General features: G+C 59.7%; 18 protein-coding genes. 17 read left to right on the plus strand and 1 reads right to left on the minus strand.

All coding sequences use genetic code 11. The annotated features are described in order from the left end of the window. The first annotated feature begins 141 nt into the window (after positions 1 to 141). From ACLFLU_RS16450 to ACLFLU_RS16505, 12 genes are all read left to right on the plus strand, one after another. A complete protein-coding gene (locus ACLFLU_RS16450) occupies positions 142 to 1197 on the plus strand; it encodes a sugar phosphate isomerase/epimerase family protein (protein WP_426413208.1) in 1056 nt (351 codons plus the stop codon). Positions 1198 to 1211: 14 nt separating this feature from the next. Next, positions 1212 to 2387, plus strand: coding sequence for a Gfo/Idh/MocA family protein (locus ACLFLU_RS16455; RefSeq protein ID WP_426413209.1), 1176 nt, complete (start codon positions 1212 to 1214; stop codon positions 2385 to 2387). A gap of 341 nt (positions 2388 to 2728) precedes the next feature. Then, a complete protein-coding gene (locus ACLFLU_RS16460) occupies positions 2729 to 3046 on the plus strand; it encodes an Hsp20/alpha crystallin family protein (RefSeq protein WP_426413210.1) in 318 nt (105 codons plus the stop codon). Positions 3047 to 3070: 24 nt separating this feature from the next. Beyond that, the gene (locus tag ACLFLU_RS16465) at positions 3071 to 5338 is read left to right on the plus strand and encodes an FdhF/YdeP family oxidoreductase (RefSeq protein WP_426413211.1); all 2268 of its coding nucleotides are present in this window, start codon (positions 3071 to 3073) and stop codon (positions 5336 to 5338) included. 54 nt (positions 5339 to 5392) lie between these two features. Then, positions 5393 to 6805 (plus strand): cytochrome ubiquinol oxidase subunit I, encoded by a 1413-nt coding sequence (locus ACLFLU_RS16470; protein ID WP_426413212.1) that lies wholly within the window; start codon positions 5393 to 5395, stop codon positions 6803 to 6805. A 4-nt stretch (positions 6806 to 6809) separates the two neighbouring features. Next, complete coding sequence (cydB, locus tag ACLFLU_RS16475) at positions 6810 to 7814, plus strand: cytochrome d ubiquinol oxidase subunit II (RefSeq protein ID WP_426413213.1); 1005 nt, start codon at positions 6810 to 6812, stop codon at positions 7812 to 7814. Beyond that, positions 7814 to 7927 carry a DUF2474 family protein gene (locus tag ACLFLU_RS16480; protein WP_426413214.1) on the plus strand — a complete coding sequence of 38 codons (114 nt, stop codon included), beginning with the start codon at positions 7814 to 7816 and terminating at the stop codon, positions 7925 to 7927. The genes cydB and ACLFLU_RS16480 overlap by 1 nt, the downstream gene beginning before the upstream one ends. 85 nt (positions 7928 to 8012) lie before the next feature. Continuing rightward, positions 8013 to 9200 (plus strand): mechanosensitive ion channel family protein, encoded by a 1188-nt coding sequence (locus ACLFLU_RS16485; protein WP_426413215.1) that lies wholly within the window; start codon positions 8013 to 8015, stop codon positions 9198 to 9200. A 90-nt stretch (positions 9201 to 9290) separates the two neighbouring features. Then, positions 9291 to 9890 carry a Maf family protein gene (locus ACLFLU_RS16490; RefSeq protein ID WP_426413216.1) on the plus strand — a complete coding sequence of 200 codons (600 nt, stop codon included), beginning with the start codon at positions 9291 to 9293 and terminating at the stop codon, positions 9888 to 9890. A 333-nt stretch (positions 9891 to 10223) separates the two neighbouring features. Beyond that, positions 10224 to 10751: an HdeD family acid-resistance protein gene (locus tag ACLFLU_RS16495; protein WP_426413217.1), complete on the plus strand. Its 528-nt coding sequence runs from the start codon at positions 10224 to 10226 to the stop codon at positions 10749 to 10751. Between the two features lie 83 nt (positions 10752 to 10834). Continuing rightward, positions 10835 to 11485, plus strand: a complete 651-nt coding sequence (gene grpE, locus ACLFLU_RS16500; protein ID WP_426413218.1) for a nucleotide exchange factor GrpE — start codon at positions 10835 to 10837, stop codon at positions 11483 to 11485. Positions 11486 to 11810: 325 nt separating this feature from the next. Next, positions 11811 to 12203, plus strand: a complete 393-nt coding sequence (locus ACLFLU_RS16505; protein ID WP_426413219.1) for a DoxX family protein — start codon at positions 11811 to 11813, stop codon at positions 12201 to 12203. Positions 12204 to 12383: 180 nt separating this feature from the next. Here the strand turns inward: ACLFLU_RS16505 and fdhD are convergent, their stop codons facing one another. Continuing rightward, complete coding sequence (fdhD, locus tag ACLFLU_RS16510; protein ID WP_426413220.1) at positions 12384 to 13364, minus strand: formate dehydrogenase accessory sulfurtransferase FdhD; 981 nt, start codon at positions 13362 to 13364, stop codon at positions 12384 to 12386. Positions 13365 to 13601: 237 nt separating this feature from the next. Here fdhD and dnaK point away from each other — a divergent pair, with 237 nt between their 5' ends. From dnaK to ACLFLU_RS16535, 5 genes are all read left to right on the plus strand, one after another. Next, positions 13602 to 15500, plus strand: a complete 1899-nt coding sequence (gene dnaK, locus ACLFLU_RS16515) for a molecular chaperone DnaK (protein WP_426413221.1) — start codon at positions 13602 to 13604, stop codon at positions 15498 to 15500. Between the two features lie 217 nt (positions 15501 to 15717). Continuing rightward, on the plus strand, positions 15718 to 16164 hold the full coding sequence (locus ACLFLU_RS16520) for a DUF992 domain-containing protein (protein ID WP_426413222.1): 447 nt from the start codon (positions 15718 to 15720) through the stop codon (positions 16162 to 16164). Positions 16165 to 16319: 155 nt separating this feature from the next. Next, entirely contained in the window at positions 16320 to 17495 is a 1176-nt protein-coding gene (locus ACLFLU_RS16525) for a hypothetical protein (RefSeq protein WP_426414005.1), read from the plus strand. Between the two features lie 81 nt (positions 17496 to 17576). Then, positions 17577 to 17759 carry a hypothetical protein gene (locus tag ACLFLU_RS16530; RefSeq protein WP_426413223.1) on the plus strand — a complete coding sequence of 61 codons (183 nt, stop codon included), beginning with the start codon at positions 17577 to 17579 and terminating at the stop codon, positions 17757 to 17759. Between the two features lie 85 nt (positions 17760 to 17844). Beyond that, positions 17845 to 18747, plus strand: coding sequence for a DnaJ C-terminal domain-containing protein (locus ACLFLU_RS16535; protein ID WP_426413224.1), 903 nt, complete (start codon positions 17845 to 17847; stop codon positions 18745 to 18747). Positions 18748 to 18749: the final 2 nt, after the last annotated feature.

Raw genomic sequence — 18749 nt, forward strand, 5'->3', positions numbered from 1 at the left:
CCAGATGATTGCCCGGCGACAGACATTGGGTGAAATGCCCGCCCTGTCTCCTGGAACCAGCAAGGGGAGACGGGTTTTGGTGGAGTATCGAGCTCGGCGGGCGGGTGCTGCTGGAGCGTCGACGGCAGAAGGAAGCATTCGATGAAGATGATCAAGGGACCAGCGATATTCCTCGCTCAGTTCGCTGCCGACGCGGCGCCGTTCAACTCCTTCGACTCGATCTGCGGATGGGCCGCCTCGCTCGGCTACAAGGGGGTTCAGATTCCGAGCTGGGATGGGCGGCTCTTCGATCTCAAGAAGGCCTCGGAGTCGCAGGCCTATGCCGACGAGCTGAAAGGAATCGCAGCTCGCCACGGCCTTTCCATCACCGAGCTCTCGACCCACCTCCAGGGCCAGCTCGTCGCCGTCCATCCGGCTTATGACGCGGCATTCGACGGCTTTGCTACACCCGAAGTCCGCGGCAATCCCAAGGCGCGTACCGAATGGGCCGTCGACCAGGTCAAGCGCGCGATCGTTGCCTCCAAGCGTCTCGGGCTCACGGTGCACGCGACCTTCTCTGGCGCGCTTGCCTGGCCCTACATCTATCCATGGCCGCAGCGTCCGGCCGGCCTCGTCGAGGCCGCCTTCGACGAGCTCGCAAAACGTTGGCGACCGATCCTTGACCATGCCGACGAGCACGGCGTTGATCTCGCCTACGAAATCCATCCGGGTGAGGATTTGCACGATGGTGTTTCCTACGAAATGTTCCTCGAACGTGTGAATAACCACAAGCGCGCGAACCTGCTCTACGACCCGTCGCACTTCGTGCTGCAGCAGCTCGACTACCTCGCCTACATCGACATCTACCATGCGCGTATCAAAGCCTTCCATGTCAAGGACGCCGAGTTCAATCCGACCGGCCGCCAAGGCGTTTACGGCGGGTTCCAAAGCTGGGTCGACCGTGCCGGCCGCTTCCGCTCGCTGGGCGATGGACAAGTCGATTTCGGCGCCATCTTCTCGAAGTTGACGCAGTATGATTACGGGAGCTGGGCGGTGCTCGAATGGGAATGCGCGCTGAAGCATCCTGAGCAAGGTGCGCGCGAGGGCGCGGAGTTCATCAATAACCATATCATCCGCGTCACCGAAAAAGCGTTCGACGATTTCGCAGGTTCGGATGCGGACGAGCAGGCGAACCGCAAGATGCTGGGCATCTCCTGAGCGAGGGGAACAATATGGCTATCGAAGCAAGCAATGAGGCTGGCGGTCATCGTCGTATCCGGCTCGGCATGGTCGGTGGCGGCCAAGGCGCCTTTATCGGCGCCGTGCACCGCATCGCGGCGCGTATCGACGACCAGTTCGAGCTCGTTGCCGGCGCCCTTGCTTCCGATCCGGTTCGGGCCAAGGCCTCAGCGAAGGAACTCGGTATTGCCGACGATCGCGCCTATGGCTCCTTCGAAGAGATGGCGACGGTCGAAGCCGCGCGAGCGGACGGCATCGAGGCGGTCTCGATCGTAACTCCAAATCACATGCACAGCCCGGTCGCGAAGACCTTCCTTGAAGCCGGAATCCACGTCATCTGCGACAAGCCGCTGACGACGACCGTCGCGGAGGCCGAAGAGCTGGTGGCGCTCGTCAAGAAGAGTGGCAAGGTGTTCGTGGTGACGCACAACTATACGGGCTATCCCATGGTCCGGCAGGCCCGCGCCATGGTCGCGAATGGCGACCTCGGGGAGATTCGGCTCGTCCATGCCGAATATCTCCAGGATTGGCTGACCGAGCGATTGGAGGCAACCAGCCACAAACAGGCGGCGTGGCGGACGGATCCGGCCCGGTCCGGCGCCGGCGGATGTATCGGCGACATCGGCACGCACGCCTACAATCTCGCCTGCTTCGTCACCGGGCTCGAGCTCGACGAATTGCTCGCGCAACTGTCGACTTTCGTCGAGGGGCGGCGCCTCGATGACGATGTCCAGATACTCCTCAGGTGGAAAGGCGGCGCCAAGGGCATGCTCTGGGCGAGCCAGGTCGCCGTCGGCAATGAGAACGGCCTGACGTTGCGTGTCTACGGCAGCAAGGGCGGCCTCGAATGGGCGCAGGAGAATCCGAACCAGCTGTGGTTCACGCCCTACGGCCGGCCGAAGCAGCTCCTGACCCGGGGCGGCGCCGGCGTCTTGGGCGACGCGGGTCGGGTCACCCGCATCCCCTCTGGCCACCCTGAGGGTTACCTTGAAGGTTTCGCGACCATCTATGCTGAGGCGGCGCGCGCCATCCACGCGGCAGAGACCGGCCAAAAGCCAGATCCTGACGTGATCTTCCCAACTGTTGAGGATGGCCTAGGAGGCGTGAAGTTCATCGAAGCTGCCGTGAAGTCCGCGGCACACAAAGGCGCCTGGGTTCGGATGACGTAACTGCCGACGCATCCATGACGCAGCCGTGATGCCAGCGTCATTTTCGGTTATGCCCAATAGCCCGTCCAACCCGTCAACTCGATAGCCAGCATCTGCTCAACTGTCAGCCGCGTCGGCTCTCGCCCACAACCGGATACAGTTGGGAGCAGTCGGATGAGTTAGGACGTCGATAGCGCGGTCGGTCCTGTCGGAGAACGTACCGTCGTGGTGCGGCGGACATTATGTCCGATTGCTTCAGACAAAACGTCCGTGAGCCAATAGTCCAAGTCCTCAAGCCATTGATCTTGCGGGCCGCGTCCGATGGCACGCGTATTGCTGCGAGGCGATTGGGACCACGGTTCATGTTTGCGTTCTGGCGCGAAGTAGCAGGTAGCGGGCGATTCACGATGTTCAACATTGACGTGAAGGAAACAGGCGAAGAGGTGCACATCTATGCCGATCTGCCCGGCCTAACTGAACACGACGTTGATGTCTACGTTGAGGACGACGTGCTCACTATTCGCGCCGAAAGACCGAGAGCGAATTGTCGACCCATGGAGCGATCATTCAGGTTCCTGAGCTCGCTACGATTGGCGCGTTTGATCGATACGCACAAAATCAGCCTGCGTTTCAATGGCGACGTTCTGACAGTGACGTTGCCGAAGCACAAAGACTGTTGAATTTTGCGATTTCGGAGCTCGATCATGGCGGACGGAAAACCCAGATTTAAGACTTACAACCATCCCGCAGGCGGTTGGGGTGCAGCGGCGGCGACTGCGAAGATTCTTCTCGAGCAGAGCGTGGTGACGAAGGGGTCGCGCGCGCTTCTGTCAATGAACCAGCCCGGCGGATTCAAGTGCTCGAGTTGTGCGTTCCCCGACGCGGAATGCAAGAAGACGCTCGATTTTTGCGAGAACGGCGCCAAAGCGCTCGCGTTTGAAGCAACGAAGTTCCGAGTCACACGGGAGTTCTTTGAAAGGCATGCCGTGTCCGAGCTCATGGAGCGGTCGGACTATTGGCTCGAGATGCAAGGACGTTTGACGGAGCCGATGCGCTATGATTCGTCGTCGGATCATTACGTGCCGTGCAGCTGGGACGACGCGTTCGCTCTGATAGGGAAGCATCTGCGGGCTCTTGAGAGCCCGCACCAGGCGGAATTCTACACATCCGGCCGCACACCCAATGAAGCGGCGTTTCTCTATGCGATATTCGTGCGCGAGTTCGGAACGAACAATTTTCCTGACTGCTCGAACATGTGCCACGAGCCGACGAGCCGGGGCTTGCCGCCCTCCATCGGTGTCGGGAAAGGTACCGTTATCCTGGATGATTTCGAGCACGCTGAAGCGATCTTCGTTATTGGACAGAATACCGGAACGAACTCGCCGCGGATGATGAGTAATCTGGTTGAAGCGCGCAAGCGCGGCGTGCCGGTTGTGGCAGTCAATCCGATGCCGGAGCGTGCGTTGGTGCAATTCGCTGATCCGCAGGATGTCATCCAGATGGCAACCTTTGGTTCGACCAAGATCGCCAGCGAATTCGTTCACGTTCGCATCGGAGGTGACCTTGCCTTCCTGAAAGGTATCATGAAGGTCATTTTCGAACGCGAGGAACGCGGCGAAAAGATCGTCGACTGGGAGTTTGTCCGCGAACATACCGTCGGCCTCGATGCCGTCCGGAGCGACGCGTTGGCGCAGTCATGGTCGGAATTGGAGAGAGTCTCAGGGCTCGAGGAATCGCAGATCCGCAGATGCGCCGAAATCTACATTCGCTCTCGCGCGACGATTATCTGCTACGGGATGGGTATTACGCAGCATCAGGAGGGGTCGCGGCTGGTGCAGCAATTGGTCAATCTGCTGTTGCTAAAGGGCAATTTCGGCAAACCGGGCGCCGGCATCTCTCCCATTCGCGGTCACTCCAACGTGCAGGGAGATCGCACCGTCGGTATCGACGAACAGCCGAGCCAAGACTATCTCGATCGTGTTCGCGAAGTTTTTGGGTTCGAGCCTCCGCGCGAACATGGCCATCACACCATCGAGTCTGTCGCCGCGATGGAGGCGGGGACGGCGAAGGTTTTCATCGGCCTGGGCGGCAATTTCGTTCGCGCTGTACCCGATACAGAACGATCATACGCGGCAATGCAAAAGCTCGCGCTGACGGTCGCAATCACCACCAAGCTGAATCGCGGACATCTGGTTCACGGTCGTGACGCCTTGATGCTGCCCGTCATCGCACGCTCGGAGGTCATCCGAACTGCAGCCGGTGAGCAATTCGTGACGATCGAGGACTCGATGTCAAACGTCACCGCGTCTCGTGGCGTGTTGTCGCCCGCTAGCTCGCACCTGCTTCCGGAAGTGGAAATCGTCTGCCGCATCGCGCAGGCGACGTTGCCGAACAGCAAGGTCGACTGGAGGAGGTATAGCGAGGATTACGGTCTAATTCGTGACAAGATCGCAGAAGTCTATCCGGAGATCTACAGCGACTTCTCCGAGCGCATCGAAAGCCCGAGAGGTCTTCACCTCGACGTGCCGCCGCGCCGTCTGGTGTGGCCAACTCCCAACGGCAAGGCGAATTTCCTGCTTCTGCCGGGTCTGGAGGTGAACGCGCCAGTTTCGGATCCCAAGATGCTGCGATTGGCAACCATTCGCTCTCACGATCAGTTCAATACGACAATCTACAGCAACAATGATCGCTACCGCGGTGTCTACAATGACCGCATGGTTCTCTTCATGAATGCCGAGGATCGAGCCGCGCGGGGGCTCGAAGATAGGTCGAGCATCGCGCTCGAAACGATCAGCGATGACGGCGTACAGAGGCGCGTGAGCGGATTGACGGTGCTAGACTATCCGATGCCGCGCGGATCGGTCGCTGGATACTACCCCGAGCTCAATCCGCTGTTACCTCTCGATTATTACGATAAGATCAGTGGGACGCCGGCAGCTAAGTCCATTCCAGTGCGTGTTGTTGCCGTTTAGTCGGCTGCGCATGACGAAGTGCCGGGACTGATATCCTGAGGTAAGGAGATGACATTGCTGGACAATCTCGACTCGGTGATGCTGGCCCGTGCCCAGTTTGCGTTCACTGTCTCGTTCCATTTCATATTCCCTTCTTTTTCGATCGGGCTTGCGAGCTATCTGATGGTGCTCGAGGCGTTGTGGTTGAAGACGGGGCAGGGCGTCTACGCCAACCTGTTCCGCTATTGGCTCAAGATTTTCGCCGTCGTGTTTGGCATGGGCGTCGTCTCAGGCGTGGTGCTCTCATATCAGTTCGGTACGAACTGGTCGGTATTCTCCACCAGGGCCGGACCAATCATCGGTCCGCTCATGGCCTATGAGGTGATGACGGCCTTCTTTCTGGAGGCCGGCTTCCTCGGCGTCATGCTGTTCGGCATGACCAAGGTCGGCAAGAGCCTTCATTTCTTCGCCACCTGCATGGTGGCGCTTGGTACGCTGATCTCGGCGACTTGGATCATTGCGGTGAATAGTTGGATGCAGACACCAGCAGGATTCGCGATCAATGCGAAGGATCAATTCGTACCAGCTGGATCCTGGATCCCGATCATCTTCACCGCGAGTTTTCCGTATCGCCTCGTCCACACCGTGATCGCGGCCTATCTGACGACGGCGTTCGTGGTTGGCGGTGTTGGCGCCTGGCATTTGCTGCGGGATCGCACCAATGCGGGCGCGCGGAAGATGTTTTCGATGGCGATGTGGATGGCTGCGATCGTCACCCCGATCCAGATCCTCGCAGGTGACGCTCATGGGCTCAATACGTTGGAACACCAGCCTGCCAAGGTTCTCGCTATTGAAGGGCACTACGAACCCAGCCCGGATGGCGCGTCACTCATTCTCTTCGGCTTCCCCAGCAACGAGGACGCGCAGGTTCGCTACAAACTCGAGGTGCCACGCCTGGGGTCGTTAATTCTCAAACACGATCCGGATGCGCCGCTGCCGGGTCTCAGCGACTTTCCGCGTGATCAATGGCCGCCGGTGCCGATCGTGTTCTGGTCCTTCCGTATTATGGTCGGACTCGGATTTGCGATGCTCGGTCTCGGCCTGTGGAGCCTGCTCGCCCGCTTTCGGAGGCAGCTCTACGACTGGCCTTGGTTGCATCGCGCCTGCGTCGCTCTCGGACCGGCCGGCTTTGTCGCGGTGATCGCTGGATGGGTGACAACGGAAGTCGGTCGGCAGCCCTTCACCGTCTATGGGTTGTTGCGAACGGCGGAATCACATTCGCCGCTGGCGGCGCCGGCTGTGGCGGTCTCCCTTGTCGCTTTCGTACTGGTGTACTTCGCGGCCTTCGGCGCTGGCACCTACTATCTGCTGCGCTTGATGGCGAAACCGCCCGCGCCGGGCGAGAAGGAGCCGCCCATGGTCCCGCAGCGAGCTGCAGGCATTACGCCGGCGACAAGCGTCGGCGTACCTCTGACAGCGGCGGAGTGAGGCCATGTATAGTATCGACCTTACCACCCTCTGGGCAGCCATTATCGGCTTTGCGGTGATGGCTTATGTCGTCATGGACGGGTTCGACCTTGGCATCGGAATTCTGTTTCCAACCTTCGCGGTCGGCAATGAGCGCGACCAGGCCATGAATTCGATCGCGCCGGTCTGGGATGGCAACGAGACGTGGCTCGTGATGGGGGGCGGGGGCTTACTGGCGGCATTTCCGATCGCTTATGCGATCATCCTCCCAGCCACCTACCCGTTGATGATTGCGATGCTGCTCGGGCTGGTCTTCCGTGGCGTCGCCTTCGAGTTCCGCTGGCGCGATCCACGGCATCGGCCACTATGGGACGTTGCGTTCTGGTTGGGCTCCCTGGTTGCGGCTTTCGCGCAAGGCGTGACGCTTGGAGCAATTCTGCAGGGCATTCACGTCGTCAATGATGCATATGCCGGCGGCTGGCTCGACTGGCTAAGCCCATTCAGCATCCTGACCGGCGTCGCGGTTGTGATCGGTTATGCGCTGCTCGGCGCAACGTGGCTGATCTGGAAGACGGAGGGGACGAGCCAACGTCACGCGCGCCGTGCCGCGTTCTGGCTCGGCGCCGGCACGCTCCTGGCGTTGGGAGCCGTCAGCGCCGTGACGCCGTTTCTCGACTATGACTATTGGCGACGATGGTTCGCGATGCCTGGCGTCTTGTTGACAGCACAGGTGCCCTTGTTGGTGCTGATCTGCGCGGTAACATTCTTCTGGAGCCTGAAACGGGAGCTCGAACGGGTGCCGTTTCTCATGGCCCTTACGCTGTTCCTGCTGAGCTTCATCGGGCTCGGGATCAGCATCTATCCTTACGCCGTCCCGCGCGCGATTACGATCTGGGATGCCGCGGCACCAGCTGAAAGCCAATTATTCATGCTGGTAGGGGCCTGCGTGATCATTCCGCTCATCCTTGCCTACACAGGTTGGGCCTACTGGGTGTTTCGCGGCAAGGCTGGTGCCACAGGGTATCACTGATGCAGGTGCGGATTCCGCTATGGCGACGACTCGTGTGGATGGCTGCGATCTGGATCGCAAGCGTTGTTGCGGTCGGCATCGTCTCGGGCGTGATCCGGCTGTGGTTGCGCTAATTCAGCTCCGTTCATTTGACCGCCTCGCCTATCGCGGAACCGCATGCTTTGGCGGAAAGCACGACCGTCTCTGGCAAGTTCCCACATGACACATAATGCGAATAACGATCTGACTGCGCTCTGGACGATCTTCCTTTCGTTCTGGCAGCGAAGCATCCTGGACCTGACTGTCGGACACTTCATCGTCTCGATCGTCATTCTTGCGATCGCGGTGCTGATCCGGCGCTTCTTTAGCCGCTTTATCGTATCTCGTATCCACTCCTGGTCGTCGAGCAAAGTGGGCCTCAACCGCACGATCGTCGAGGCGCTTGCTCCGCCGATTCAGTTTGTTCCGATCGTCCTTGCCGTATTCATTATCGGCGAATTCGTGCTGACCAATCAGAGGCTCAAGGATGGGCTCCTCCAGATCGACCGCTCCTTGACCGCATTCACGATCTTCTGGGCGCTGTTCGAGGTGATCGGGCCGCTATGCACGATTCTGGATGGCCGGACGCCGATCTTCAGCCAGGCCATGATCGGTTGGACGGTCAGGGTCGGACGCGCCATCATCGTTGCGCTGGGCGCCACCGCGGTTCTGGAGGTCTGGGGTATCCACGTCGGACCAGTGCTGGCAAGTTTCGGGCTCGTCGGTGTTGCCGTGGCGTTAGGCGCGCAGAATCTGTTCAAGAATCTGATCTCTGGAATCTTCATTATCGGCGAGCAGCGGTTTCGAAACGGCGATTGGATACTTGCCGAGGGAATTGTTGAGGGCACGGTCGAAACCATTGGTCTTCGGACGACGAAAGTCCGCCGGTTTGATCAAGCCCCCGTATTCGTCCCGAACTCGTATTTGGCGGACAATGCCGTCACGAATTTCTCGCAGATGCAGTTCCGGCGCATTTCCTGGATCATCGGCCTCGAATATGGCACGACCATCGAGCAGCTCCGCGACATCCGTGATGCGATCGAGGCGTATATCCTCGGTAGTGCCGCTTTCGTTCACCCACCCGAAGCCGTAGCGTTCGTGCGTGTTGATAAATTCAATGACTCGTCGATTGATCTCATGGTCTACTGCTTTACCCGCACCACGGTTTGGGGGGACTGGCTGAGGATAAAGGAGGAGCTGGCGTACGCCATCAAAGCGATCGTAAAAAAAGCCGGATCTGATTTCGCCTTCCCAAGCCAGTCGCTCTACGTGGAGGCCATCCCAACAGGGATTGAGCTTTTTCCTCACGATAAGCCGTCGACCCCGGACAGGCCGACGCCGGCGTCACGCGTCGGATCGCCGGCTTGAACGACGGCGCGCTTGTGGTGTGTTCGAGATGGTGACACGCGACCGAGTACCTCAAGCCGCCATCGAACTCGAACGGAGAAGGCCTGCGATATGACTACCAGTATCATTCTTGCTTCGGAGTCTCCGCTCGCCGAGCAGTTGCTGAAGAATGCGGGGATAAGTGTTGAGCTTCAGGCTGCCGATCTCGATGACGGAGCACTCGAAGCGCCTCTTGTTGAAACCGGCAGCTCTCCGGGAGATGTTGCCCTTGTTGTCGCGGAAGCCAAGGCGACCGAGATCAGCGCACGGAACTCGGGTGCTGTCGTTCTAGGCTGCAAGCAGGTCTTGGCGCTAGACGGTGAAATTCTGCGCACGCCCGCGGATATGGATGAAGGCCGCAAGCGCCTTCTCCTTCTGTCCGACCGCAGCCATCAGGTGAACAGCGCTGCCGTGGTGGCGCGCGATGGAAATGTCGTTTGGCGTCATGTCGGCGTTGCGCGCTTGACCATGTGCAAACTCGATCCCGGGTACATCGGTCGTTACCTGGCGCGGGTAGGGCCGTCTGCGCTGCAAAGCCCTGGTGTCTATCGGATTGACGGCGAGGGTGTACTGCTTTTCACCGAGATCGACGGCGACTACTTTACGATTATCGGGCTCCCGTTGCTGGCTGTGCTCGCGGAGTTGCGCCGTTTGCAGGTGATCGATTGCTAAATTGCGCCTTGCGGATCGTGATCCTTTCTCGCGCCTGACGCACGCCGACCGCAGCAACCTCGACCCCGGTCAATTTGTCCGAAGGATCCCGGACAAAATGGCCTTCTAAAGAAGGCGATCTCTGTAACATATTGAAATTGCAGCGGCTGCGCTCTGGCACGGCGATTGCGTTGCCGGTGTTGCGAGAATGGCGTCGTATGCATCGCAGGAGATGGATCTGCGTACAGCGGCAGTAGGACTCGCAATCTACCGAGAGCAACTCGATCTCTGGGCAAATCATTCATGGCGCAGATAACTGGGACGTCAGAACCGCTGCGAGCGTTCACGGGAATAATGACCGAAGCCCGTGCGAAATGGGGTTGGTTCGTCGCCCTAGGCATTCTTTTTGTTCTGCTGGGCTTCGGATCTGCCAGCAACCTGCTATTGGCGACTATAGCAACGATCTTCTACATCGGCGTCTTGATGATCGTCGCGGGCGCTTTCCAGATCGTCCATGCGTTCAGGGTCAAGAACTGGCGCGGGTTCTTTCTTTGGGGCCTGAGCGGTTTTTTCTATGCCGCGGCCGGTACGACAATCATTCTGGATCCAGCAATCGCTTCGCTTGTTCTGACCCTCATATTGGCCGTTTTCACGATCGCGTCCGGCCTCATGCGCCTGCTGCTTAGCTTCAAAGCAAGGGGAGATCGTGGCTGGGGCTGGCTATTGGCCTCCGGATTGCTCACCGCGATCGCAGGATTGGCGTTTCTCTTAGGGTGGCCACTCAACAGTCTCTGGCTGCTTGGTCTGTTGTTGTCGGTCGACCTGCTTTTCCAGGGCTGCACGCTGATTGGCCTGGGCCTGGAGCTTCGCGATGCGCGGTAGATGGCCGGTTCGGCCGAGCGAAGAAGGTCGCTCCTCCGACTGACCTCCAAACGACATATCAACGGCGAGATAAGAGATCTGCCATGACCAACAACGGCCCATCCAAGAATCCGCATCACAACAGACAGATTCAACCACACTCCTCTCAAGGAGGGACTCATCAGGTGGGACAAGATGTAGAGAAGGTGACGCCTGATGATCTCGCAAGGGAAGCAGTTTCCGGATCGCCAGATGCGGCGAGCCCCGCGCTGGGCACAGCAGAAGACGCGCATGATGCTATTGCGCGGCTCGTGGCGGAAAATGTTGATCTTAAGGATCGCCTGCTTCGAGCGCTCGCGGATGCCGAGAATGTACGCCGGCGCGCTGAGCGCGAGTTGAACGACATGCGGCAATACGCCGTGACCAAGTTCGCAGGCGATATGGTCAATGTCGCGGACAATCTAGAACGTGCCATATCCAGTCTTCCTGCGGAACTGCGCGACGATGCCGGCCCCTTCAAGACGTTTGTCGAGGGTGTGGAGCTTACCGAAAAGGAGCTGCTGCGATCATTGGAAGCGCATGGCGTCAAGAAGCTTGATCCGACCGGACACCGATTTGATCCTCACTTTCACGAGGCCATGTTCCAGGTCCAAGATCCGTCAGTGCCAAGCGGCACGGTCACGACCGTCGTACAGCCTGGTTATTCGATCGGATCACGTTCGTTGAGGCCCGCGAAAGTCGGTGTGGCGAGCTGAGATGCCTACTCGCTCCCAAAATGGTCACGCAATCGCCCGAATGATTTCAGCGTCACCGGGTTCTGATGGGTCGACTACCTGCGCTTGGGAAATGCCACTGTCACGGCGATGCGTCGCGTTAGCGTGTGGCGGCGGAATCGTGAAGCCTTGGCGTGACTCGCATTGCCCGGCGATCCCGACGATCCGTGCTTGCGTTCCTGGAATCCACCTACAGTGTTGCCGCGATTGCGGCAGGCTGGGACTCCGCGGACGTCGGAGTAATCTCTAATGCTGCCTGCCCGACGTGGCTGGCGCGTTCGATGGCGGGACAGGGGAGAAGGCTGATATGTACGATGGTGCTCTTTTCATCGCGCGGTTGTTTCTGGGCGTTCCGTTTATTGTGTGGGGAGCATTGAAGCTGCGCGGCGGCGAGGCCAAGCTGGTTCCTGGCCTTCGAGCCCTCGGATTGCCCGACGCTGCGTTCTTTGCCTATTTGATCGGATTGTGCGAATTGGTCGGCGGACTGGCGGTCGTCATCGGTTATCCCGCGAGCACAGCAAGCATCTTGCTCGGTCTGTGGTGCCTCGTTACGGGCTATGATGCCCACAGGGGTAATGTCACCGAGCTGTTGAAGAACGTCACCATGGCCGGAGGTTTTTTCGCTTTGGCTGCGGCAGGCGCAGGCACGATGTCTCTCTTCGGTGGCACGCCAAACGGTCTGTTCGGCTATCTGCGCTAACTAAGGTCCGGGTCGATGGTTTCGTATTGCCACCGGGAGATCCAGTCGATCGCTCAGTTAGCGAGGCGATCACACTGACGGGGATCGGCGTTGTCGAGGGGATTTCGTTTCAAGCGATCTGCGCTTGATCGTTGTTGCGACAATCCGTCTGTGCAATCACCTCTTTGTGCGTTCAGGCGTTCATTGCGAGATGTTTCCATGCACGTCGCAAACGACCAGGGCTGAATCCGGGCGAGCCAATGCAACGAGCGTGAGGCCGGCGTTCTCCGCGCGTTCGACCGCAAGGCTCGTAGGCGCCGAAATGGTGACAAGCATCGGAGATCCTGCGCGGACAGCCTTCTCAACAAGTTCGTAGCTGCACCTGGCCGAGAGCAGGAGGAAGCCGTCGGCCGCCTGGATACCTGCGAATGCCAGGGCGCCGATCAGCTTGTCGAGCGCATTGTGCCGGCCGACGTCCTCCCGAACGTAGAGGATCGACCCATCGGGGCGGCAGAATGCCGCCGCATGTGTTCCGCCGGTGGATCGACCGAGTAGCTGATGATGCTGCAGAGCGCTTAACGCATGCGCGATGGCTTCCCGGTTGGTGGCGATTCGGGTTGCTATCGGCGGCACGGGGCGCAGGACCTGCTGGATGTTTTCCAATCCGCAGAGCCCGCAGCTGCTCTCCGATACGCGCCTGCGAGCGCGCTCCAATGCGACTGCAGCTCCCTCCGGAGGCAAGGTGAGCCGGATGATCCAACCGCCTTCCGTTTCGTGGATGATGACGTCATCGAGTTCCTCTACGTGCTTGACGAGGCCTTCGGCCAGCGCGAACCCCGCCGCGTAGTCGCGCAGGTCCGACGGTGTTGCCATCATCACGGCGTAGCCGATCCCGCAGACCTCGATTGCAACGGGAGCTTCAACCGGAACCACACGAACGAACTCGCCGTCATTGCGGTCGGTGAATGCGAGGCGTCGTACCGAGACATTCAACGTTTGATTGGTCATTGTCATTGCCCGCGCTAGCCGAAGATCTGAACCGAATACCCCATTGGTCAACGTTATCGAGTGAACGATATCGAGAAGTTCTGTCGCAACATGCGTGCCACCCGGCTGACTGAACAACGTCAACAGCTTACGAAGTGACTTCGTTGGATCGACGGACAGCTTGTCCAGCGACAACAGACGAACCTTCCGCAGCCATCGGCTATGCCCGACCTACTGACGCGTCATGCGCGGTGAAACCAACAGACATTTTGTCCGGCGCGCTTCGGACAAAATGTCCGGCTTGTCACGGTCATGTAGCGTAAGTCGTTGAAATCGTGCGGGTCGTGATGTGGCACATGTGTTGCTCAACTGTAATGGCGCAGGGACGCAAGCCGCACATAGTCGATCAACGAAAAAGTAGAGGAGCGCGACGTGGCAAAAGTGATCGGAATCGACCTTGGCACGACCAATTCATGCGTCGCGGTCATGGATGGCAAGAACACGCGTATCATCGAGAACGCTGAGGGTGCGCGCACCACACCTTCCGTCGTGGCGTTCTCGTCTGATGGCGAACGTCTGGTCGGGCAGCCGGCCCGGCGGCAGGCGGTGACCAATCCAACCAACACCATCTTTGCGGTGAAGCGCCTGATTGGCCGCCGCTACGATGACCCGACGGTCGAGAAGGACAAGACGCTCGTCCCCTACAAGATCATCAAGGCGTCCAATGGCGATGCCTGGGTGGAGGCCGAGGGCAAGCCGTATTCGCCTTCGCAGATATCGGCCTTCATCCTGCAGAAGATGAAGGAAACGGCGGAAGCCAATCTCGGTGAGAAGATCACCCAGGCCGTCATCACTGTTCCCGCCTATTTCAACGACGCGCAGCGTCAAGCCACCAAGGACGCTGGCAGGATCGCCGGTCTTGAGGTTCTGCGCATAATCAACGAACCGACTGCGGCGGCGCTTGCCTACGGTCTGGACAAGAAGAAGCAGGCCAAGATCGCCGTCTACGATCTCGGCGGCGGCACCTTCGACATCTCCGTTCTCGATATCGGCGATGGGGTGTTTGAGGTGAAGGCGACCAACGGCGACACCTTCCTGGGCGGCGAAGACTTCGACATGCGACTGGTCAACTACCTTGCCGACGAGTTCCAGAAGCAGCAAGGTATTGATCTGCGCAAAGACAAGCTCGCTCTTCAACGCCTCAAGGAAGCGGCTGAAAAGGCGAAGATCGAACTTTCCACTGCCGCCCAGACGGAAGTCAATCTGCCGTTCGTCACGGCGGATGCCTCCGGCCCGAAGCATCTTCAGGTCAAGATTACGCGCGCCAAATTCGAATCCCTGGTCGAGGACCTCGTTCAGCGGACGATCGAGCCGTGCCTCAATGCCCTGAAGGACGCCGGACTCACGGCTAAGGACATTGACGAAGTCGTCCTCGTTGGCGGCCAGACCCGCATGCCGAAGATCCAGGAAGTCGTGCAGAAGATCTTTGGAAAGGAGCCGCACAAGGGTGTTAACCCCGATGAGGTCGTCGCCGTCGGCGCGGCTATCCAGGCCGGCGTGCTGCAGGGCGACGTCAAGGACGTGCTGTTGCTCGACGTTACGCCGCTGTCACTGGGCCTCGAGACGCTGGGCGGCGTATTCACCCGGCTGATCGAGCGCAACACCACGGTTCCGGCGAAGAAGAGCCAGGTCTTCTCCACCGCGGAGGACAACCAGAATGCCGTGACGATCCGGGTCTTCCAGGGCGAGCGCGAGATGGCTGCCGATAACAAGTTCCTTGGCCAGTTCGATCTCGTCGGTATTGCTCCGGCACCGCGTGGCATGCCCCAGATCGAGGTAACCTTCGACATCGACGCCAACGGCATCGTCAACGTGTCGGCCAAGGACAAGGGCACCGGCAAGGAACAGAATATCCAGATCCAGGCTTCGGGTGGTCTGTCCGAGAGCGACATCGAAAAGATGGTTAAGGATGCCGAGGCGCATGCTGCGGAGGACAAGAAGCGAAAGGAAGCGGTAGAGGCGAAGAACGTCGCCGAGGCGCTTCTGCATGCGACCGAGAAGACAGTCGCCGATCATGGCGCGAAGCTCGCGACATCGGACCGCAACGCGATCGAAAGCGCGATGTCTGATTTGCGCGAAGCATTGAAAGGCGATGATGCCACGACGATCAACACGAAAGTGAACTCGTTGCAGCAGCACTCGATGAAGCTTGCGGAAGCCATGCAGAGTTCCGCGCACGCGGCTCCTGGTTCTGCGCCGCGTTCAGGCGAGGACAATGTCGTCGACGCCGAATTCACCGAAATAGACGACGATAAGAAGAATTCGAAATAGCGCGCCCCTGCAGGCGCGGGCGCGAGCTTGCGTCTGCCAGTCGTGCTTTGCGCCGCCGTCGGGACGAAACTCCGGTTCTCAAAAGTGCTGGAATGCAATCCCGATTGCTTCTTCTTACTCAAACATCAGCAGAAGTCTTGAAGGCATTCCGCCTTCATTTTGTAGGAGCATTCTTATGCGACGACGTTCGACGGTCCTCACTGCCTTTGCCGGAGCAATGCTGACCGCCCTGGTATCCACCGCGCAGGCCCAGCAGCCCGCGCAAAAAGTGCAAGTCGGCGTGCTTCAATGCAAGGGCGGTCCGAGCATCGGCTTTATCGTGGGCGCGGTCACGAATCTGGCCTGCGTCTTGCGCGTCAACGGACTGCCAGAAGACTATTATATCGCCACGATTCAGAAGGTCGGTCTCGACATCGGCATTACCGAGAGCACCGCGCTTGCCTGGACGGTGTTCGCGCCTATCGCGCAGCCTGGCCGCGGCGATATCGCCGGCACTTACGTCGGTGTCGATGCCATGGCCGCAGCAGTCGTCGGCGTGGGCGGCAATGTGCTTCTGGGTGGTTCGAACAACAGCATCGCGCTGCAACCCTTGAGCGTGCAGGCGGAAACCGGCCTGATCGTAGCGGCAGGACTGGAGAGTATGACACTTCAGCCAGGTCGATAGGGCGGTACTGAACTGACACCGTTCGCTTGCGCGAACGGTGTCTTGCATCACGCGAATAGTAACGCGTTCTCGCAGAAGGTTCTCATATGTTGAAGCGACTGTTGACGACAACATCCTCCGTAGTGCTCGTCTTCTTACTGCTTGGAAACGTCTGTATGAGGTCGACGCCCGCGTTTGCCCAGGAGGCTGCCTGCTCGCCAGTCGTAGCTGCCGAGACGCCGCCGCCGCCATTGCCTAGTTACGCGCAACCCCCGGTGCCAGCGCCGGGCTATCTCTGGTCTCCGGGGTATTGGTCATGGGACGAGGATGCCGGCGACTACTATTGGGTGCCGGGAACGTGGGTGCAGCCTCCGCGATCGGGCCTGTTATGGACGCCCGGCTACTGGGGCTGGCTTGCGGGAGCCTACATTTTTCACCCCGGCTATTGGGGTGAGCGCGTCGGTTTCTACGGCGGCGTCAACTATGGCTTTGGCTATTCGGGTAGTGGCTATGAAGGTGGCCGCTGGGACCGCGGTCAATTCTACTACAACAGCACCGTCAACAACATACAGAACGTGACGATCAGAAACGTCTATCAGAAGACCGTCGTCGTCAATCAGAGGGTGAACAACGTCAGCTACAATGGCGGTCGAGGGGGTATCGAGGCTCGTCCGACGGCCGCGGACCGACACATCGCTCAAGAACAACATTTCGCGCCCACGCCTTTGCAACGCAAGCACCTTGAGAGCGCGAGCCATGACACTCGCTTGTTCAACAGGGCAAACGGCGGTGCGCCGCCCGTTGCGGCCACTCCACGCCCGACGGTCCTGACCGGGCGGGATATCGTTCGGCCAAACGCACCCGGCGAGGTCTTGCCGTCGAATCTGGAAGAGCGCGAGTCCGAAAACCCTCGACGTCAGTCGGACGCTCCCGTGACGGAACCCAAGTCACCGGCGGGTGAAAGTAGAAGAGCCGCGCCTGAAAGTGAACTCGAGCGTCAACGAAAGGCGCTGCCGGAGGCAGCTCCGAGACCCATTGCCCCGGAAGATCGATCTGCCACCGAGCAGGGACGGCGTGATCAGGCTCTACCGGCCGAGCCGCGGCGGGAGGATATCCGTCAGCCCGAGGCAAGGCCCGAATCTGTGCCAAGGCCGGAGGCTCGCCCCGAACCTATGCCCCGGCCGGCGCTGATGGCCAGACCAGAATCCGAGTCCAGGTCCGAGCCACGGGCGGCCGTGCCAGCCATGAGGCCGGAACCACGGACGGAAATGGACGCTGCCCCGCGCCGCGGGCCTTCGGAGGAGCAGCGCTCAGGCGAAAGAAACGAGGAGAGGCGACCCGAACAACGTTGAGCGCAGCGTCGAAGCCGTCCTGATCGGGCAGCCGGCTCCGGCCTGGATCGTCCTTGAACCACGTGCGGAGATTGGAACACAATGACAGCGAGTCTCGGAGGCAATGGGCAACTCGATGACGGCAAGCCGCGATTGACGGAGGATGACATCGCGCGGGCTCTACTTGGTCCCCGCGGCGTCCCAGGGGCGCCAGATCCCGCGCGAATGACGCCTCAACAACTGAAGAACTACCCTAAATATGTGGATCCCGGGCATGTTGAATAATCTGGATTTGGTGCTCGCTTGTCGCTCGCCAATGACAGGCCCGGTCTTTACCGTGTCGAAATACGTTCGTCGTCGGGAGCGGTGAGTGGCTGACAATCCATACGATGTCCTCGGAGTTTCGGCCTCAGCTTCGGCAGCTGACATCCAGAAGGCCTATCGGAAGCTCGCGAAAAAGCTGCATCCCGACCTCAATCCTGGCGACAAGGCGGCCGAGGAGAAGTTCAAGGAGGTTGCCGCCGCCTACGATCTCCTCGGCGACGCTGACAAACGTAAGCGCTTCGATAGCGGCGAGATCGATGCGGCGGGTACAGAGCGTCCGCAACATCATTATTATCGCGACTACGCCGATGTCGGCGATCCTCATGTCTACACAAGTGGCGCCGGCTTTGCCGACTTCATGGATTCGGACGACGCGTTCGCGGACCTGCTGAGGCGCGGACAGCGCGCGCGAGCGAACCGGCGCGGGGAGGATCTGCACTACCGTCTCCCGATCGAATTCGTCGAATCGATCAAAGGTGCGAACAAAAGGATCACGTTGCCCGACGGCGGCACGCTCGACGTGAAGATCCCACCGGGAATGGTTGACGGACAAGTCCTGCGCCTAAAGGGAAAAGGAGCCGCTGGGGCCGGCAAAGGTGCCGCGGGCGATGCCCTCATCGAAGTCGAGGTAATGCCGGATCGGCGGTTCACGCGCGAGGGCGACAACATACTTCTCGAGCTCCCGATCTCGCTGACCGAAGCTGTTCTGGGCGGCCATATCCGCGTTCCGACGCCAACCGGCGATGTGACAATGGCCGTGCCGAAAGGGTCGAACACAGGCACCACGCTACGCCTCAAAGGCAAGGGCGCACCGCGCCTCGGCGGTGGCAGCGGGGATGAACTCGTAAAGTTGAAAGTGATGTTGCCGAAATCGCCGGATCCGGAGTTGGAGGCATTCGTCGGGAGCTGGAGCAAGGGCAAAGATTTCAATCCACGCGAAGGTAGTTAGAA

This window comes from Bradyrhizobium ganzhouense, assembly GCF_049949285.1.
Lineage (GTDB): Bacteria > Pseudomonadota > Alphaproteobacteria > Rhizobiales > Xanthobacteraceae > Bradyrhizobium > Bradyrhizobium ganzhouense.

What these genes read in the sequence shown, in the direction of transcription:
- ACLFLU_RS16450 (WP_426413208.1), top strand. Translation starts at nt 142, where the DNA reads ATGAAGATGATCAAGGGACCAGCGATATTCCTCGCTCAGTTCGCTGCC.
- ACLFLU_RS16455 (WP_426413209.1), top strand. Translation starts at nt 1,212, where the DNA reads ATGGCTATCGAAGCAAGCAATGAGGCTGGCGGTCATCGTCGTATCCGG.
- ACLFLU_RS16460 (WP_426413210.1), top strand. Translation starts at nt 2,729, where the DNA reads ATGTTTGCGTTCTGGCGCGAAGTAGCAGGTAGCGGGCGATTCACGATG.
- ACLFLU_RS16465 (WP_426413211.1), top strand. Translation starts at nt 3,071, where the DNA reads ATGGCGGACGGAAAACCCAGATTTAAGACTTACAACCATCCCGCAGGC.
- cydB (WP_426413213.1), top strand. Translation starts at nt 6,810, where the DNA reads ATGTATAGTATCGACCTTACCACCCTCTGGGCAGCCATTATCGGCTTT.
- ACLFLU_RS16480 (WP_426413214.1), top strand. Translation starts at nt 7,814, where the DNA reads ATGCAGGTGCGGATTCCGCTATGGCGACGACTCGTGTGGATGGCTGCG.
- ACLFLU_RS16485 (WP_426413215.1), top strand. Translation starts at nt 8,013, where the DNA reads ATGACACATAATGCGAATAACGATCTGACTGCGCTCTGGACGATCTTC.
- ACLFLU_RS16490 (WP_426413216.1), top strand. Translation starts at nt 9,291, where the DNA reads ATGACTACCAGTATCATTCTTGCTTCGGAGTCTCCGCTCGCCGAGCAG.
- ACLFLU_RS16495 (WP_426413217.1), top strand. Translation starts at nt 10,224, where the DNA reads ATGACCGAAGCCCGTGCGAAATGGGGTTGGTTCGTCGCCCTAGGCATT.
- grpE (WP_426413218.1), top strand. Translation starts at nt 10,835, where the DNA reads ATGACCAACAACGGCCCATCCAAGAATCCGCATCACAACAGACAGATT.
- ACLFLU_RS16505 (WP_426413219.1), top strand. Translation starts at nt 11,811, where the DNA reads ATGTACGATGGTGCTCTTTTCATCGCGCGGTTGTTTCTGGGCGTTCCG.
- ACLFLU_RS16520 (WP_426413222.1), top strand. Translation starts at nt 15,718, where the DNA reads ATGCTGACCGCCCTGGTATCCACCGCGCAGGCCCAGCAGCCCGCGCAA.
- ACLFLU_RS16525 (WP_426414005.1), top strand. Translation starts at nt 16,320, where the DNA reads ATGAGGTCGACGCCCGCGTTTGCCCAGGAGGCTGCCTGCTCGCCAGTC.
- ACLFLU_RS16530 (WP_426413223.1), top strand. Translation starts at nt 17,577, where the DNA reads ATGACAGCGAGTCTCGGAGGCAATGGGCAACTCGATGACGGCAAGCCG.